A 17,421-nucleotide genomic window follows, 5' to 3' on the forward strand; every position below is an offset into this window, starting at 1 on the left:
GGCATGAACCTTATTCAAGTCTCCCACGTTCCTGCGCAACGGAGAATGACCTAACGTTCGCGAACCTTCAATCCCTGATGAGGAGTCGACATGAACGAGGCAACGCAATCTTCGGCACTGGACGGTGCGCACGTCGTGGTATTCGGCGGGAGTTCCGGCATCGGCCTCGAGGCAGCGGCCGCCGCGAAGGCGAAAGGCGCCAGCGTCACGCTGGTCGGCCGGACCCGCGCGACGCTCGAATCCGCCTCACAGGCGATCGGCGGCGCGCGCGTCGCGGTGGCCGACATCGCGGACCGGCAGGCAGTGGAGGCCGTGTTCGACACGATCACGCGCGTCGATCACCTGATTGTCACGGCCGGGCGGTTCATTGCCGGCAAGCTGAACGAGACCGATCCCGATCACCTGCTCGCCGCGTGGCAGGAGCGTATCGCCGGGCCGGTCTACGCGATCCGCGCTGCATTGCCGCTGATGCCCGTGACCGGTTCGATCGTGCTGACCGGCGGGCAACTGTCGGATCGTCCGGCCGCGCAGGGCGTTTCCGTCATTGCCGCCGCCGTGCGCGGGGTCGAGGCGCTGGCGCAGTCGCTCGCGCTGGAGCTGAAGCCGATTCGCGTCAACGTGGTGGCGCCCGGTTTCGTCGAGACGCCGCTTTACGACGCGTTTGGTGCGGAGGCGCGCGAGGCGATCCTCGCGGGCGCGGCGGCGACATTGCCCGGCGGCCGTGTCGGGCGCGCCGATGAAGTGGGGGAAGCGATCGCGTTCCTGCTGGGCAACGGCTTCATGAATGGCGAGATCCTGCACATCGACGGCGGCGGGCGGCTGGTCTGAGCCGCGCGTCAGCCTGCCACGCGCGTGCCGGTGCGACGTGCCGGCGGGCGCGGCGCGCGACCCTCCGGATACGCGCGCTGGCAGACGGCGATGACCGCATCGCGCAGGCGACGGTGCACGGGGTCGCCGTGCATGCGCGGATGCCACAGCGCGGACACGAGGATCTCGGGCAGGCGCACCGGGATCTCGAAACTGCGTAGCCCGAGCGCCTCCGTGAGCCCCGGCGAGAACGCGTTGCCGAGGCTCGAGCGCGGCACGAGCGCGATCAGGTCGGTGCTGGCCGCGACCCGCATCGCATCGGGGTAGCCCGGTACGACGACCTGCACGGAGTGGCTCGGGCCAGTCTTGTCGGTCGAGTCGTCAGCCGGACCGCCGAAATCGCCGAGCTGCGACGCGATCACGTGGCGGCAGGCCGCATAGCGCGCGGGCGTGATCCTGCCCGATGCGAACAGCGGGTGCCCGGCGCGCGCCACGGCGACGTGCCAGTCGTGAAACAGCATGCGCGTGTGCAGTTCGGGGGCGTCGTCGCCGCGCTTGCCGATTTCCAGGTCGACGGTGCCGTCGCGCAACGCTTGCGGATCGCGATCGGGCTTCGGGACGAAGCGGATGCGCACTTGCGGCGCGATTTCGGCGAGTGCGGCGACCACCGGGCCGGACAGCATTTCCATGAACGAGGCGGCAGCACGGAGGGTGAACGTGGAGGCGTGCGTCGCCATGTCCACGTCGGCCGTCGCGGGCCGCAGCACCGCGCGCGCATCGCTGGCAATCGCATGCACGCGGTCGCGCAACGCGGCGGCGTGCGGTGTCGGCACGAGCTTGCGCCCGGCGCGCACGAGCAGCTGATCCCCGGTGGCCATCCGCAGCCGCGTGAGCGTGCGGCTCATGGCCGATGTGCTCAGGCCAAGCCGGCGCGCGGCGCCGGTCACGCTGCCTTCCGACAGCAGCACGTCGAGCGCGGTGACGAGATTCAGGTCGATGTCTTCCATGGCGACAGGATACGCCGCTGTGCGATTTGACATGGCGTTTGATGCAACAATAAGTTGAATCTGGTGCGTCTGGCGCCTGCCGTGTTGCGAACCTATAGTGGCTGCATGACGAAACCCGGCAAAGGCGAAAACCATGCAACCCACTGAATCGAACCGAAACGTCCCTGCGCTCCTGCTCGTCGCGGCCTCGCGCGGCCTCGGGCTCGCGATGGCGGAGGCGTTCCTGGACAAAGGCTGGCGCGTAACAGGCACCGTGCGCGCAGGCTCGGGACGCACGAAGCTGCACGATCTCGCCGACCGGTTCGACGGCCGGCTCGACATCGAGACGCTCGACATCTGCGAACCGGTGCAACTCGCCGCGCTGCGCGAGCGGCTGTCGGGCCTGCGCTTCGACATGCTGTTCGTGAATGCGGGCACGACCAACGAACCCACCGAAACGATCGGCGAAGTGACGACCGACGAGTTCGTGCGCGTGATGGTCACGAATGCGCTGGCGCCGATGCGGGTGATCGAGACGCTGCAGGATCTCGTGACCGACGATGGCCTGATCGGTGCGATGTCGTCGGGGCAGGGCAGCGTCGCGAACAACGTGAGCGGGATGCGCGAGGTCTATCGCGGCAGCAAGGCCGCGCTGAACCAGTTCATGCGCAGTTTCGCGGTGCGCCAGGCCGATACGCGGCGCGCGATGGTGCTGATGGCGCCCGGCTGGGTCCGCACGGAACTCGGTGGGCCCGACGCACGCCTGACGATCGAGGAAAGCGTGCCGAGTCTCGTCGACGTGCTGATCGCAAAGCGTGGGCGCCCGGGGCTCGAGTATCTCGACTATCTGGGGCGGACGGTGCCGTGGTAGTCGGCGTGTCGCGCGAGTAGCGGCCAATGGCGATCGGCGCTGTTTTTCGGGGCGCGGTGGCGGCACTGCGAAGCCCGCGCCGATTCAATACAATGCGACGACCCGCCAGTGACACGGCGTCGCGCCGTCGCGTTCGAATCCCTCCGGTTCGCCGCGCATGGCGTGCATCCCCGTCGTGACGGCCCCCAGTCGAACCCGGAGCGCAACATGAACGAACCGTACCTGCAGGTCATCGCGCATTTCCACGCCAAGCCCGGCAACGGCGATCGCGTGGTCGAATTGCTCGCGGAGCTCGCGCCGCTGACGCGCGCCGAGCCGAAGAATCTCGACTACGCGTATTTCCGGTCGCCGGAGGATCCCGACCACGTCGTAATCCTCGAACGCTACAGCGACGCGGACGGCCTCGACGTGCATCGGGAAACGCCGCATTTCCAGCGGATCGGGTTCGGCGCGATCATTCCGTTGCTCGATCGCCGCGAAGTGTCCAGCTACATGGTGCAGCCCGGCACCGGCGCGGCGACGCCACCGGGAGGCACCCGATGAACCCGTTTCAATTCCGTACCGTTCCGACGCAGGTCGTCGAATTCGGCGCCGCGCGCCGGCTCGGCGTGTTGTTGCGCGAACGCTTTCCGGCGCTCGTGCGGCTCTGTGTCGTCACCGACGCGTTCCTGCATCGCAGCGGCGTGCTCGCGCCCGCGCTGGCGAGCCTCGCCGCGCACGGCTGGCAAGTCACCGTGATCGACGACGTGATCGCCGATCCGCCCGAGCACGTGGTGCTGGAAGCGACCGAGCGGGCCGTCGCGGCCGATGCCGAGATCGTGCTCGGCCTGGGCGGCGGATCGTCGATGGACGTCGCGAAGCTGATCGCGGTGCTCGCGCCGGGGCAGCAGGCGCTGGCCGACATGTACGGCGTCGACAAGGTGACGAGCGCGCGACTGCCGCTCGTGCAGATGCCGACGACGGCTGGCACCGGCTCCGAAGTGACGGCCGTGTCGATCGTCACGGTCGGCGAGGCGCGCAAGATGGGCGTCGTGTCGCCGCACCTGTTCGCGGACGTCGCGATCCTCGATGCCGAACTGACGCTCGGCCTGCCGCGTGCGGCCACGGCCGCGACGGGCATCGACGCGATGGTGCATGCGATCGAGGCCTACACGTCCGCGCGGCTGAAGAACCCGGTATCCGACATGCTGGCCGTGCACGCGCTGACGCTGCTGTCGCGCAACCTGCTCGCGGCGTGCGACGACGGCCGGAACCGCCACGCGCGCGAGGCGATGCTGGTCGGTGCGATGTTCGCGGGGCAGGCGTTCGCGAATGCACCGGTCGCGGCCGTGCACGCGCTCGCCTATCCGGTCGGCGGGATCTTCCATGTGCCGCACGGGTTGTCGAATGCGCTCGTGCTGCCGCACGTGCTGCGTTTCAACGCGGCGGCCGCCGCGCCGCTGTATGCGGAACTCGCGTCGATCGTCGCGCCGTCGGCGACGGGCAGCGATGAAGCGCGCACGCACGCGCTGATCGCCGAGATCGACCGGCTGATCGTCGCGACGGGCATTCCGCGCACGCTGCGCGAGGTCGGCATCGGGGAGGGCGACCTGCCGAGAATGGCATCGGATGCGATGCTGCAGACGCGCCTGCTCGTGAACAATCCGCGCGAGGTGACGGAGGCCGACGCGCTGGAGATCTACCGGCAGGCGTGGTGAGGCGGCGGGCGGGTCGCGCCGCCCGTCATGTCCCGCGATGCGCGCAGGACCGCGAGCGGCGCGAGGCCAACCGCCAGGCCGCCGTTACGCGCGTGACGCGTCGGCGCCGGCCGCCACCACGTACGCCGACGCCTGCTTCGTACCGTCCGGCCGCGTGTGCAGATAGACGCCCTGGATTTCCGGCTCGAAACCCGGCAGCGCGTTGATCCCCGCTTCGAGCGCACGGAAGTAGTCGAGCGCCGGGCCGCCCCACCTTTCGCCGGGCACGACGCAGAAGATGCCGGGCGGATAGGGCAGCGCGCCTTCCGTCGCGATCCGGCCTTCGATGCGATCGAGCGTGACGAGCTCGACGTTGTTGCGGATCAGCTCGGCATTCGCGGCCTGCGGCAGCATCGCCTGCTTCGGGAACTGCGCACGCCGGAACATCTGCTTCTGCAGGTGCTTCATGTCGTGGCTGCGGTAGAAGTCGTGCATCCGCTGGCACAGCTGCCGCAGGCGCATGTCGCCGTACAGCGCCGGATACGCTTCGCACAGCGATGGAATCGCTTCGCGCAGCAGCGTGTCCTGGTCGAGATGGCGTTCGAACTGCGCGAGGTGTGCGACCAGATGCTGCAGCTTGCCGAAACTTTCGGAAGGCGTGAGCAGGAACAGGATCGTGTACAGGTCGGCCTTCTCGGGCACGACGCCGTGCTCGCGCAGATAGCGCGCCAGGATCGGCGCCGGTGCGCCGAACGCCGCGTACGCGTGCGTGTCGCGATCGATGCCGGGCGTCGTCAGCAGCAGCTTGCACGGGTCGACGAAATACTGGTCGTCCGCATAACCCTCGAAGCCGTGCCACGTGTCGGCCGGATGAAAGCGGAAGAAGCGCAGGTCGTCGACGATCTGCTCGGTCGGGTAGTCGGCCCACGGGCGGCCGTCGATAGTCTGGGGAACGAACGGTCGGATCTGGCGGCAGGTCTTCAGCAGCAGCTTGCGCGCATCGACGCCATGCGCGACGCAGTCGCGCCACAGGCGCTTGCCGGCCGGGCCCGCGTGCATCTGCGCGTTGACGTCGAGCGCGGCGAACATCGGGTAGAACGGGCTCGTCGACGCATGGATCATGTACGCGTTGTTGAAGCGCCGGTGATCGCAGAAGCGCTTCTGGCCTTCGATGTGGCTGTCCTTCTTGTGAATCTGCGACGTCTGCGAGAAACCGGCCTGCTGCTTGTGCACCGACTGCGTGACGAAGATGCCGGGATCGTCGGGGCCGAGCGTGAGCATCAGCGGCGAGCAGTCCTGCATCATCGGGATGAACTGCTCGTAGCCGACCCACGCCGAATCGAACAGGATGTAGTCGCACAGATGGCCGATCCGGTCGACGATCTCGCGCGCGTTGTAGATCGTGCCGTCGTAGGTGCCGAGCTGGATCACCGCGAGCCGGAACGGGCGCGGCAGGCCGGCGCGCTCCGGTGCGACGTCGCGGATCGCGTCGCGAATGCGGGTTTCGTCGAGCGCTGCGCTGTCGACGCCGCCGATGAGGCCCCACGCGTTGCGGGCGGTCTCGAGGTAGACTGGCCGCGCGCCCGACAGCACGAGCGCGCCGAGGTGCACCGACTTGTGATTGTTGCGGTCGAACAGCACGAGATCGTCGGGCGCGAGCAGCGCGCTCGTGACGACCTTGTTCGACGTCGACGTGCCGTTCAGCACGAAGTACGTCTTGTCCGCGTTGTAGATCCGTGCGGCATTGCGCTGCGCTTCCAGCGCGGGGCCTTCGTGGATCAGCAGGTCGCCGAGCCGGACGTCGGCGTTGCAGAGGTCGGCGCGAAAGATCGTCTCGCCGAAGAAGTCGAAGAACATCCGGCCGAGCGGGTGGTTCGAGAAGAACTGGCCGCCCTGGTGGCCGGGGCAGTCGAATTCGACATAGCCGCGCTGCACGTATTCGCGCATCACCTTGAAGAACGGCGGCAGCAGGTTCTCGCTGTAGATGTCGGCGGCGGCGGAGATCTGCCGGCCGTAGTAGTGGCGTCCGCCATGGCGGAGCTGGATCACGCCGCTCGCGCTCGGCAGGATCGACGGCGGCACTTCCTGGTCGGGCTCGACCGCGACGAAAAACGGAATCGCGAATCCGGTTCTTTCGACGGTTTTAAGCACCTGTTGCGCCGAATCGATTCCGACGACGATTGCCGCGATATTCGTGAAATCGGTCTGGAATACGTCGACCTGTTCGTGCGTGGTGAGGAAGGCGCCAATCAGCGCCGGCTCGACTGCGATTTTCAACAGGCTCACGCGAACTCTCCCGTAAATGTGCGGAAAAACGAGAGCCGCATTCGCACGGGCGCGCCATCCGTGTCATCCGATACGCGCTGCAGCCGATTGAAACGCTCCCGCGAATGCTGAATGCCGAATGGCGCGCCGCACGAAGAAGCCTTGCGCGGCGAGGCCGCCGCCGGTCAATGCACGGCGCAGCCGATCGTAGCAACAAAACCCGGCGAATTCAATCGAGCGGAATCGACAATCCGACTGCCGGATGAGATCGATCAAATAATCGGAAATCGGCGTGCTGCAATGCACATCAAAATGAACCGATTGTGAAACGCGATTTGAAAACGATCGATCGTTTCGCCGAATCGTCTGCTTTTCATCAAAAGACATCTATGGCATAGTCGGCTCCGAATTGGATGGCGAATCAAACCGGATTTGCGTGCGTCTCATGCCGCCGCCCGTGGCCTGCTGTCCGCGTGCTCGTGAGACGAATTAAACCCAACGAAGCATCGGAACAACGAGGGCAAAAACATGAATACGTCCGTCGGTGGCATTCGTCGTCTCGGCCTGCGCGCGTTATTGGTCGATGACGAGATCACGCAGGAAACCGCGACCGGGCGTGCGGTCCGCACGCTGAGCGCGGAACTCGTGCAGCGCGACATCGACGTGCTCACGGCCACCTCGGCCGACGATGCGATTATGCTGATCCGTTCCGATCCGTCGATCCAGTGCGTGCTGCTCGACTGGGATCTCGGCGTGGACGGCCACGGGCCGTCCGAGGCCGTGGTCGACGCGATCCGGCATCGCAACGCCAACGTGCCGATCTTCCTGCTGGCCGACCGCAGCGTCGCATCGTCGGTGCCGTCCAGGGTGATGGGGCAGGTCGACGATTTCGTGTGGCTGCTCGAGGATACGGCCGACTTCATCGGCGGGCGCATCCACGCGGCGATCGAACGCTATCGCGCCACCGTGTTGCCGCCGATGTTCGGCGCGCTCGCGAAATTCTCGCGCGTCTACGAATACTCGTGGCATACGCCCGGCCACACGGGCGGCACGGGCTTCCTCAAATCGCCGGTTGGCCGCGCATTCTTCGAATACTTCGGCGAAGCGCTGTTCCGCTCCGACCTGTCGATCTCGGTCGGCGAGCTGGGCTCGCTGCTCGACCACTCGGGCCCGATCGGCGAAAGCGAACGCTACGCGGCCCGCGTGTTCGGCGCGCATCGTACGTATCACGTGACGAACGGCTCGTCGACGTCGAACCGCATCATCCTGATGGCGAGCGTGAGCCGCGACCAGATCGCACTGTGCGACCGCAACTGCCACAAGTCGGCCGAGCATGCGATGACGATGTCGGGCGCGATCCCGACCTACCTCGTGCCGACGCGCAACCGCTACGGGATCATCGGGCCGATCGCGTCGGAGCGCCTCACGCAGGCGGCAATCCGCGAGGCGATCACGTCGAACCCGCTCACGGCCGGGCTGGCCGATCGCCAGCCGAAGCACGCGATCGTCACCAACTCGACGTACGATGGCCTGTGCTACAACGTCGCGCGCGTCGAGGAGCTGCTCGGCGCGAGCGTCGACCGGCTGCATTTCGACGAGGCGTGGTACGGCTATGCGCGTTTCAACCCGATCTACCGCGATCGCCACGCGATGCACGGCGACCCGCGCGACCATCGTGCGGACCGCCCCACGGTGTTCGCGACGCAGTCGACGCACAAGCTGCTGACCGCGCTGTCGCAGGCGTCGTACATCCACGTGCGCGACGGCCGCAACCCGATTCCACATGGTCAGTTTAACGAAACGTTCATGATGCACGCGTCGACGTCGCCGAACTACGCGATCATCGCGTCGAACGACGTCGCGGCCGCGATGATGGACGGCCCCGGCGGCGCGGCGCTCACGCACGAGTCGATCGAGGAGGCCGTCGCGTTCCGGCAGATGATCGCGCGGATGAACAGCGAGTTCGGCGCGAAGGGCGACTGGTTCTTCGAGTGCTGGCAGCCCGACACCGTGCTCGAGACGCGCACCGGCCGCACGCTGCCGTTCCATGATGCGCCGCCCGATCTGCTCGCGAGCGACCCGTCGTGCTGGGTGCTGCGCCCCGGCGCGCAATGGCACGGCTTCGGCAATATCGAGGACGGCTACTGCATGCTCGATCCGATCAAGGTGTCGATCGTCACGCCGGGCGTCGCGCCGGCCGGCGGGCTGATGCCGGTCGGCATTCCGGCGAGCGTCGTGACCGCGTATCTCGATGCACGCGGGATCGTCGTCGAGAAAACCACCGACTTCACGATCCTGTTCCTGTTCTCGATCGGCATCACGAAGGGCAAGTGGGGCTCGCTCGTCAGCGCGCTGTGCGACTTCAAGCGCGACTACGACGCAAACCTGCCGCTCGACATGGCGATTCCGTCGCTCGCGAAGGCGCATGGCTCACGCTATGCGGGCATGGGGCTGAAGGACCTGGCCGATACGATGTTCGCGGCCATGGAGCAGCTCGGCACGACGCGGTTGATGTCGGAAGCGTTCTCGATCCTGCCGAAGCCGGAGATGAGCCCGGTGCGCGCATACGAGCATCTGGTGCAGGGCCGCGTCGAGCAGGTCACGCTCGAGGAACTGGCCGGGCGCACGGTCGCCACCGGCGTCGTGCCGTATCCGCCGGGCATTCCGCTCTTGATGCCGGGCGAGAACGCGGGGGCGGCGGACGGCCCGGTGCTCGGCTACCTGAAGGCGCTCGAAGCGTACGACCGGCGCTTCCCGGGCTTCGCGCACGATACGCACGGCGTGGAAGTCGAGGACGGCACGTACCGCGTGTATTGCCTGACGGCCTGAACGCGCGACCGGCCGCGCGGCGGCCTCACATCGAGGGATCGACATCATGGAAAACACAGCGCGCATGTCCGACGCGGCCACCGCGGCCGCGCCGAAGAACCGGATGAACGTCTGGCAATTGACCATCCTCACGGCGGTCAACATGATGGGCTCCGGCATCATCCTGCTGCCGTCGAAGCTCGCGCAGGTCGGCACGATCTCGCTGCTGTCGTGGATCGTCACGGCCGGCGGCTCGCTCGCGCTGGCCTATGCGTTCGCGCGGTGCGGGATGCTGAGCCGCAAGCCGGGCGGGATGGGCGGCTACGCGGAATACGCGTTCGGCAAGGCCGGCAACTACATGGCGAACTACACGTACGGGCTGTCGCTCGTGATCGCCAACGTCGCGATCGGCGTCACGGCGGTCGGCTACGGCACCGTGCTGTTCGACGCGACGCTGTCGCCGCTGCAGACCGGCCTGTGGACGATCTTCCTGCTCGTGCTGACGACGGTCGCGAACTTCGGCGGCTCGCGCATCACCGGCCGGATCGGCGCGGTGACGGTGTGGGGCGTGATCATTCCGGTCGTCGTCGTGTCGCTGATCGGCTGGTTCTGGTTCAGCGGCGCGACCTGGGGCGCCGCATGGAATCCTAACAACCTGCCGTTCGGGCCGGCCGTCGGCAGCTCGATCGCGGTGACGCTGTGGGCGTTCCTCGGGCTCGAATCGGCGTGCGCGAACTCGGACGCCGTCGAGAATCCGGAACGCAACGTGCCGATCGCCGTGCTCGGCGGCACGATCGCGTCGGCGATCTTCTACATCGTGTCGACCAACGTGATCGCGGGGATCGTGCCCAACGCGATCCTCGCGAAGTCGAACGCACCGTTCGGCATCGCGTTCGCGACGATGTTCACGCCGACGGTCGGCACGATCGTCACCGCGCTGATGGTGATCGCGTGCATCGGCTCGCTGCTCGGCTGGCAGTTCACGGTCGCGCAGGTGTTCAAGAGCTCGGCGGACGTCGGCTACTTCCTGCCGGTGTTCGCACGTGCGACGCGCACCGGCACGCCGATCGTCGGGATGGTGATCCTGCTGGTCGCGCAGGTCGCGCTGGCGCTGATGACGATCAGCCCGGAGCTGAGCAGCCAGTTCCAGAAGATCGTCGATCTCGCGGTCGTCACGAACCTCGTGCCGTACGTGATGTCGATGGCCGCGCTGATCACGATCCAGAAGGTCGCGAAGGTGCCGCCGGCGAAGGCGCTGCTGACCAACGTGATCGCGATGGTGGCGACCGCGTACAGCTTCTACGCGCTGTTCAGCTCGGGCGAGCAGGCGCTGATGCTTGGCGGCCTGTGCGTGTTCCTGGGCTGGACGCTGTTCGGTTTCGTCAGCGCGCGCTTCTACCAGATGGAAGTCGACGCCCACGTGAAGGAGCCGGGGAAGTCGCTGCAGGCGTGACGGGGGCGGTGGGCGCCGCCGTTATCGGGCAGGGCGGGCCAGCAGCGGCGGGAGGTCCTGCTTCAGCAGGTCGACGACGGCTCGCACGCGCGGTGGCAGCGGCCGCTGCGCATGCACGAGCACGTTGAGCGCGAAGTCGGGAATCACGTAGTGCGGCAGGATCTCGACGAGCGTACCGGCCGCGAGCGCGTCGGCGCACGCCGGCTGCTGGACCACGCCGATGCCGCCGCCGGCCACGATCGTGTCGAACATCGGGCGCCAGTGGCTCGTCGTCATGATCGTGCGGATGCGCGCGTAGTGGAGCGCGTTGCCGTCGCGCCGCAGCGGCAGCCGCTCGCTCGTGAAGACGCCTTTCACGCGGACGAACGGATGGTTCGCGAGATCGGCCGCTGTGTCGATCGGGCCGTGCCGCTCGAGATACGACGGCGCGGCAACGAGCCGGCGGCCGACCGCACCGACCGGATGCGCGACGAACCCGCCGTCGCCGAGCTGGCCGACGCGGATCGAGATGTCGACGCCTTCCGTGACCGGATCGACGATGTCGTCGTTCAGGACCAGGTCGATGTGCAGGTTCGGATACGCGCTGCGGACATGCATCAGCACACCCGGCAGCACGACCTCGCCGATGCACTGCGGCGCCGCGAGCCGGATCGTGCCGTCGAGGGCGTTCTCCGTCTTCGACACCGACGCGACCGCGTCGTCGGCCGCTTCGAGCAGTTCCTTGCTGCGTTCGTAGAAGATCCGGCCTTCTTCGGTGCACGTGAGGGTGCGGGCACTGCGCAACAGCAGCCGTGTGCCGAGATGCTTCTCGAGCCGCTCGATGCGCTCGCTGACGGCCGGCTGGCCCATGTCCAGATCGCGCGCCGCGCCGGACATCGTGCCGCGCTCGACGACCCTCACGTAGATGCGCATCGTCGCCAGCAAATCCATGAAGTCGCGCCCCTTGTCCGGTTCCGGTTGATGCCGATCGACGGATGGTACCAAAGCAGCACTGCCGGAAGGTGCGCGACGAACCGATACTGACCATCGGTTGGCGAAGCCGAGTGTGTTTGCTCGTGCGATTGGGGGACAATCGGCTTCCGTGCGATCGACCGGAGACGATGACATGACGCAACAGGATGAAGCGGTGCACACGCGCTGCGTCGCATGGCAGGTCGTGCAGACGTGGCAGGCAGCCGAATGGTGCCGACTCGGCGAGTCGCGAACGGGAGTCGACCTGTCGGGATCGGTGTCGGGTGCGATCGACAGCTCGCCGTTTCGCATCGATTACGCAATCGCATGCGGCCCGGACTGGCTCACGCGCTCGGCACGCATCACGCAGTGGGGCGGCACGCAGCCGCCGCGGCAGTGGGATATCCGCTGTGACGCAGGGCGATGGACGATCGATGGCGTCGACGTCCCGGCGCTCGCGGGCGCGACCGACCTCGATCTCGGTTTCAGCCCGTCGACGAATACGCTGCCGATCCGGCGGCTCGGGCTGGCCGTTGGCGACGCGGCCGTGATCCATACCGCGTGGCTGCGCTTTCCGGATTTCACGTTCGTGCGCGGCGAGCAGCGCTACACGCGTACGGCGGAGCACGTGTACCGCTACGAAAGCGGCACGTATGCAGCCGATATCGCAGTCGACGAAGCGGGTCTCGTCACCGACTACGACGAATGGCGGCGCATCGGCGCGGCCCCCCCACGCTGATTCACGCGTACCACCGCGCCGCCGTGCGTTGGCCGCGATGCGTCAGCGTGCGCTCGCGACCGACAGCTTGCCCGGAATCAGCTTCAGCGCGCTGAATGCGTCCGCGATGTTCTGCTGATACGCGAGCGTCGCGTCGCTGATCGGCTGCACGCCGTAGCCGGCGCGCTTGAGTGCGACTTCGAGCGTCGGCGCGTCGAGGCCGACGAGCGGCGACAGTTGCGTGGCGACTTCGGGCACATGGTCGCGCGCCCAACGGTCGACCGCGTCGACTTCGTCGAGCAGCGCGCGCACCACCTGCGGGTGAGCGGCCGCGTATTTGCGCGCGGCGAGGTAGTACTGCGTATTGCGCACGAGCCCTTCGCCGTTCGCGATCACGCGCGCGCCGATCTGCCGCTCGGCGGCGGCCAGGTACGGATCCCAGATCACCCACGCATCGACGTTGCGCTGCACGAACGCGGCGCGTGCGTCGGCGGGCGTCAGGTAGATCGGCTGGATGTCGGCATACGTGAGGCCCGCGTGTTCGAGCGCCTTCACGAGCAGGTAATGGACGTTCGAACCCTTGTTGAACGCAACCTTCTTGCCGCGCAGTTGCGCGACGTTGCGGATCGGCGAATCGGGCAGCACGACGATCGCCTCGCCCTGCGGCGCGGGCGGCTCGTTGCCGATGTAGACGAAGTCGACGCCGCCCGCCTGCGCGAAGATCGGCGGCGTCTCGCCGACCGTGCCGACGTCGATCGCGCCGGCGTTCAGGCCCTCGAGCAATTGCGGGCCGGCCGGAAATTCGAGCCACTGCACGGTGACGCCCTGGCTCGCGAGCCGTTTCTCCAGCGTGCCGCGCGCCTTGAGCACGACGAAGTTGCCGTATTTCTGGAAGCCGACGCGCAGCCGCGTGCCGCTGTCTTGCGCATGAGCCGGCAGGCCCGCGAGCGGGCCGAGCGCGAGCCCGGCCAGCCCGGCGGCCGCGCCTTGCAGCCACTGGCGGCGATGTGGGTTTGCGGGTGTCGGTTCAACGTCTGCGTGCGGTGTGTCGTTCATCGAAGCGTCCTGCGGGCGGGTTCACGGGCCGCGCGCGAAAGACGGCGCGGCCGGCGCAGGGCGGGGGCCCGATGCGGGCGCTGCGCGCCACGGGCCGGCCCGCGCCGGATTCAGGACGATACGGCCGCGCAGGCCGACAGCCAACCAACGAATCCGCATATGCAAATCAGCGGCGGGCCAGGTGGGCGGGTTCGGGCCGGTCATCGGCGCGCGAACCCGCCGGCACGGCGCCGCCGTGCCGACGAATGCGCCCACGCGCACGCGCAGCCGCCCGGAATTCGACGAACGGCTGTCACGACCCTCAATCGGAGCCGGCCGGGCTTTCCTCGATCGAATCGACGCGATCCGGATAGAACGCGAGGTGCCCGCGGATCCCGTCGACGGCCGGATAGGGCGCCTCGTAGGTCCAGACGGCATTCACGGCGCGCTCGCCGCCGACCGGAATCGAGTAGTACGCGGCGTCGCCCTTGTACGGACAGTACGTCGCGTGGTTGGTGCGTTGCAGCAGTGTCAGGTCGGCGTCCTCGCGCGGGATGTAGAACACCGCCGGGTAGGCGGCTTCGCGCAGCGCCAGCGCGCGGCGCGTATCCGCGACGACCCTGCCGGCCGCCTTGACCACGACGCGCCGCGGGTGCAGTTCGACCGTGATCGGGTGATCGGGGCCCGGCGTCTTCACCGGGCGAGCAGACGTTTCGGAGCTGACAGGCATCGTGTGTCCTCCTGGAATCGGCGGCACGGGCGCGCCCGGGCAAATCCCGGCGCGCCCGTGCCGGCGTTGGCCAGCCGATACGATGCGCCATTTCGGGCGAGTCTGCAGGGGGCCGGAAGACGGCGGCGCGAGACGGCCACCCGACGTTCGCGTGGACGTTTTGATGCACGGGCGGCGGGATGCATCCACGACGATAAGCAACGCGAAATTAATTGGTAAGCGATCGGCGGGAGGCGCGCGAAGATCGGCCGTCTTCATTTGTATGACAGCGCTCTCCTGTCCCCGTCACCATGAAAAACGCTTTCGTTTCGTCAGCCGCGCGTCGTGCGCGTGGCGTCCCCCATGCCGCGATCGCCCTGCGCTGTCTCGCGGCGTCGCTGCTGCTCGCCGGCGCGGCCACGCATGCGCTTGCCGCGCCGTCCGGCAAGACGCTCGTGTATTGCACCGAAGGCAGCCCGGCCGGCTTCGATCCGGGCCAGCATACGACGAGCACCGATTTCGATGCGAGCACGTACCCGGTCTACAACGGGCTCGTGCAGTTCAAGCGCGGCACGCTCGATCTCGAGCCGGCGCTCGCAACGAGCTGGGACGTGTCGCCCGACCAGCGCACGATCACGTTCCACCTGCGGCACGACGTGAAATTCCAGACCACCGCGTGGTTCAAGCCGACGCGGCCGTTCCAGGCCGACGACGTCGTGTTCACGTTCCACCGGATGCTCGATCCCGACGATCCGTTCCGCAAGGCCTATCCGGTCAGCTTCCCGTATTTCAGCGACCTCGGCTTCGACCGCAACATCGAGCGCATCGACAAGGTCGACGACTACACGGTGCGCTTCGCGCTGAAGACACCCGACGTCGTGTTCGTGCGCAATCTCGCGATGGCGTTCGCGTCGATCCTGTCGGCCGAGTATGCGTCGCAGCTCGCGACGCGCCATCGCGAGGCCGACATCAACCAGTTCCCGGTCGGCACGGGGCCGTTCCTGCTGCGCACGTACCAGAAGGACGCGCTGATCCGTTACGACGCGAATCCCGACTACTGGAAGCCGGACGACGTGAAGCTCGCGCGCCTCGTGTTCGCGATCACGCCCGATCCGGCCGCGCGCCTGCAGAAGCTGGTGGCCGGCGAGTGCCAGGTGTCGGCGTTCCCGCGGCCGGCCGATCTCGACACGGTGCGGCGCGACCCGAAGCTGACGTTGTTCTCGGGGATGGGCTTCAACGTCGGCTTCGTCGCGTACAACACGCAGCATGCGCCGCTCGATCGCGTCGACGTGCGGCGCGCGCTCGACATCGCGATCGACAAGGCGGCGATCGTGAAGACCGTGTTCAACGGCGACGCGAAGATCGCGACGAACCCGATGCCGCCCGCGCAATGGTCGTACAACCCGCGCCTGAAGGACGCGCCGCGCGACCCGGCGGCCGCGAAGGCGCTGCTCGCGCAGGCCGGTTTCCCGAACGGCTTCGACCTGACGCTGTGGGCGATGCCCGTGCAGCGCCCGTACAACCCGAATGCGCAGTTGATGGCGCAGCTGATCCAGCAGGACTGGGCGAAGATCGGCGTGCGCGCGAAGATCGTCAGCTACGAATGGGGCGAATACAACCGCCGCGCGAAGCACGACGGGCAGCACGACGCGATCCTGTACGGCTGGTCGGGCGACAACGGCGACCCCGACAACTGGCTCGGCACGCTGCTCGGTTGCGACGCGGTGCACGGCAGCAATCTCGCGAAGTGGTGCAACCAGGATTTCGAGAAGCTGGTGGACGCGGCGCGTTCCAATGGGGATGTCGCGAAGCGCACGGCGCTGTACGAGCAGGCGCAGGTCGTGTTCAAGGACCAGGTGCCGTTCACGCCGATCGCGACGTCGATCGTGTCGCTGCCGATCTCCAAGCGCGTGCACGGGCTGACGTTCTCGCCGCTCGGCGGGCATCGCTTCGACGGGGTCTGGCTGGATTGACGGGCGGGCCGCGCGGACAAGTGTTTTCGTCCGCGCGGTGCGATGAAGGGAAAGGCCGGCGCGATGCGGTGCGCGCCGGCTACCGGCAGAGCGGTTCGGTTCAGTTGAGCGCGACCGCCGCCGCGGCTTCGACCGGCGAGCCTTCGAGCGCGACCGACGGCCGGCCGTCGGGGCCGACCGGCACGTCGCCGATGAGCGTCGTGCGATACAGCTGGCGATCGAAGTCGAGATCGAAGATGTCGACGGGCGCGAGGTGGGCAGTCGCGCGGTTGTCCCAGAACGCGATGCTGCGCGGTTCCCACTTGAAGCGGATCGTGAATTCCGGCCGCGTCACGTGTTCCCACAGCAGTTCGAGCAATGCCTGGCTCTCGCGCGGCGTCAGCCCGACGATCGATTTCAGGAAGCTCGGGCTCACATACAGCGCGCGTTCGCCGGTCTCCGGATGCACGCGCACGAGCGGGTGCTCGGTGACGAGCGGGCGGCGTTCGACCGCGTCGTCGAACGCGCCGGTGGCGCGCGCGCCGGCCGGCGGCGTGAAGCGGTGAATGCCGCGCAGGCCGTCGACGAAGCCGCGCAGCGGCGCGGACAGCGTTTCATACGCCCGCACGAGGTTCGTCCAGTGCGTATCGCCGCCGTACGGCGGGATCGTCACGCCGCGCAGGATCGACGCCCACGGCGGGTTCACGGCGGCCGTCACGTCGGTGTGCCAGCCGGTCCACGGGCGGCGCACCGGTTCGCCTTCGAAGCGCGTCGCCTTGCGGTGCTTCGCGATCGAGTAAATGGCCGGATGCCCGTCGACGTGCCCGAACACCGGGTGGCCGACCGTCGGCTCGCCGAACTGCGCGGAGAACGCGACATGCTGCTCGTGCGTGAGGAACTGCTCGCGAAAGAAGATGACGCGCCATTTCAGCAGCGCGGCGCGGATCGCTGCAATCTGCGGCGTGGTCAACGGTTGGGTGAGGTCGACGCCGCGGATTTCCGCGCCGATATGGGCGGACAGCGGAATCACGTCGACCGGCTGGGCGGCGGGTTCGAGTAGGGCGCTCATGTGACGCTCCTGGCGGAAGTGGAGGGGTCGATGGGCCGACATCGTTGCGCGGGTGCGCGTCGGTCCGGCGGCGGGAAGGGCATGGTCGGTGTCCGGTAGCGGAAAGCGGGGGTAGGCGCGG

At 67.8% G+C, this 17,421-nt stretch carries 15 protein-coding genes; 8 read left to right on the plus strand and 7 right to left on the minus strand.

All coding sequences use genetic code 11. The features are described 5' to 3' along the window. The first annotated feature begins 90 nt into the window (after positions 1 to 90). Positions 91 to 828 carry an SDR family oxidoreductase gene (locus tag CFB41_RS22175; RefSeq protein ID WP_089457873.1) on the plus strand — a complete coding sequence of 246 codons (738 nt, stop codon included), beginning with the start codon at positions 91 to 93 and terminating at the stop codon, positions 826 to 828. A gap of 8 nt (positions 829 to 836) precedes the next feature. Here CFB41_RS22175 and CFB41_RS22180 read toward each other — a convergent pair whose 3' ends face one another. Continuing rightward, entirely contained in the window at positions 837 to 1,814 is a 978-nt protein-coding gene (locus CFB41_RS22180; RefSeq protein WP_089457874.1) for a LysR family transcriptional regulator, read from the minus strand. A gap of 133 nt (positions 1,815 to 1,947) precedes the next feature. Here CFB41_RS22180 and CFB41_RS22185 point away from each other — a divergent pair, with 133 nt between their 5' ends. The 3 genes from CFB41_RS22185 to CFB41_RS22195 all read left to right on the plus strand — a co-directional run bounded on the left by CFB41_RS22185 (position 1,948) and on the right by CFB41_RS22195 (position 4,361). Continuing rightward, positions 1,948 to 2,664 carry an SDR family oxidoreductase gene (locus tag CFB41_RS22185; RefSeq protein ID WP_089457875.1) on the plus strand — a complete coding sequence of 239 codons (717 nt, stop codon included), beginning with the start codon at positions 1,948 to 1,950 and terminating at the stop codon, positions 2,662 to 2,664. A gap of 207 nt (positions 2,665 to 2,871) precedes the next feature. Continuing rightward, entirely contained in the window at positions 2,872 to 3,207 is a 336-nt protein-coding gene (locus CFB41_RS22190) for a putative quinol monooxygenase (RefSeq protein ID WP_089442900.1), read from the plus strand. Next, a complete protein-coding gene (locus CFB41_RS22195; protein ID WP_089457876.1) occupies positions 3,204 to 4,361 on the plus strand; it encodes an iron-containing alcohol dehydrogenase in 1,158 nt (385 codons plus the stop codon). The genes CFB41_RS22190 and CFB41_RS22195 overlap by 4 nt, the downstream gene beginning before the upstream one ends. Positions 4,362 to 4,445: 84 nt before the next feature. On the opposite strand, the gene CFB41_RS22200 is transcribed toward CFB41_RS22195, so the two are convergent. Continuing rightward, positions 4,446 to 6,626, minus strand: a complete 2,181-nt coding sequence (locus tag CFB41_RS22200) for an ornithine decarboxylase (protein ID WP_089457877.1) — start codon at positions 6,624 to 6,626, stop codon at positions 4,446 to 4,448. A 63-nt stretch (positions 6,627 to 6,689) separates the two neighbouring features. Beyond that, on the minus strand, positions 6,690 to 6,992 hold the full coding sequence (locus CFB41_RS38255) for a hypothetical protein (protein WP_179250130.1): 303 nt from the start codon (positions 6,990 to 6,992) through the stop codon (positions 6,690 to 6,692). A gap of 141 nt (positions 6,993 to 7,133) precedes the next feature. Between CFB41_RS38255 and CFB41_RS22210 the strand changes: the two genes are divergently transcribed. Beyond that, positions 7,134 to 9,434 carry an Orn/Lys/Arg decarboxylase N-terminal domain-containing protein gene (locus CFB41_RS22210; RefSeq protein ID WP_089457878.1) on the plus strand — a complete coding sequence of 767 codons (2,301 nt, stop codon included), beginning with the start codon at positions 7,134 to 7,136 and terminating at the stop codon, positions 9,432 to 9,434. 46 nt (positions 9,435 to 9,480) lie between these two features. Beyond that, positions 9,481 to 10,866 (plus strand): putrescine-ornithine antiporter, encoded by a 1,386-nt coding sequence (gene potE, locus CFB41_RS22215; RefSeq protein WP_089457879.1) that lies wholly within the window; start codon positions 9,481 to 9,483, stop codon positions 10,864 to 10,866. Positions 10,867 to 10,887: 21 nt separating this feature from the next. Here potE and CFB41_RS22220 read toward each other — a convergent pair whose 3' ends face one another. After that, positions 10,888 to 11,796 (minus strand): LysR family transcriptional regulator, encoded by a 909-nt coding sequence (locus tag CFB41_RS22220; protein ID WP_089457880.1) that lies wholly within the window; start codon positions 11,794 to 11,796, stop codon positions 10,888 to 10,890. A gap of 175 nt (positions 11,797 to 11,971) precedes the next feature. Between CFB41_RS22220 and CFB41_RS22225 the strand changes: the two genes are divergently transcribed. After that, positions 11,972 to 12,556, plus strand: coding sequence for a putative glycolipid-binding domain-containing protein (locus tag CFB41_RS22225; RefSeq protein ID WP_089457881.1), 585 nt, complete (start codon positions 11,972 to 11,974; stop codon positions 12,554 to 12,556). 42 nt (positions 12,557 to 12,598) lie between these two features. Here the strand turns inward: CFB41_RS22225 and CFB41_RS22230 are convergent, their stop codons facing one another. Both CFB41_RS22230 and CFB41_RS22235 read right to left on the minus strand, forming a co-directional pair. Further along, positions 12,599 to 13,591, minus strand: a complete 993-nt coding sequence (locus CFB41_RS22230; protein WP_046549856.1) for a sulfonate ABC transporter substrate-binding protein — start codon at positions 13,589 to 13,591, stop codon at positions 12,599 to 12,601. 301 nt (positions 13,592 to 13,892) lie between these two features. Beyond that, on the minus strand, positions 13,893 to 14,300 hold the full coding sequence (locus tag CFB41_RS22235) for a DUF427 domain-containing protein (protein ID WP_089457882.1): 408 nt from the start codon (positions 14,298 to 14,300) through the stop codon (positions 13,893 to 13,895). Between the two features lie 290 nt (positions 14,301 to 14,590). Between CFB41_RS22235 and CFB41_RS22240 the strand changes: the two genes are divergently transcribed. Further along, a complete protein-coding gene (locus CFB41_RS22240; RefSeq protein ID WP_089457883.1) occupies positions 14,591 to 16,252 on the plus strand; it encodes an ABC transporter substrate-binding protein in 1,662 nt (553 codons plus the stop codon). Positions 16,253 to 16,352: 100 nt separating this feature from the next. Here the strand turns inward: CFB41_RS22240 and CFB41_RS22245 are convergent, their stop codons facing one another. Then, the gene (locus CFB41_RS22245; protein ID WP_089457884.1) at positions 16,353 to 17,300 is read right to left on the minus strand and encodes a TauD/TfdA family dioxygenase; all 948 of its coding nucleotides are present in this window, start codon (positions 17,298 to 17,300) and stop codon (positions 16,353 to 16,355) included. Positions 17,301 to 17,421 lie beyond the last annotated feature (121 nt).

This window comes from Burkholderia sp. AU33803, from assembly GCF_002223095.1.
GTDB lineage: Bacteria > Pseudomonadota > Gammaproteobacteria > Burkholderiales > Burkholderiaceae > Burkholderia.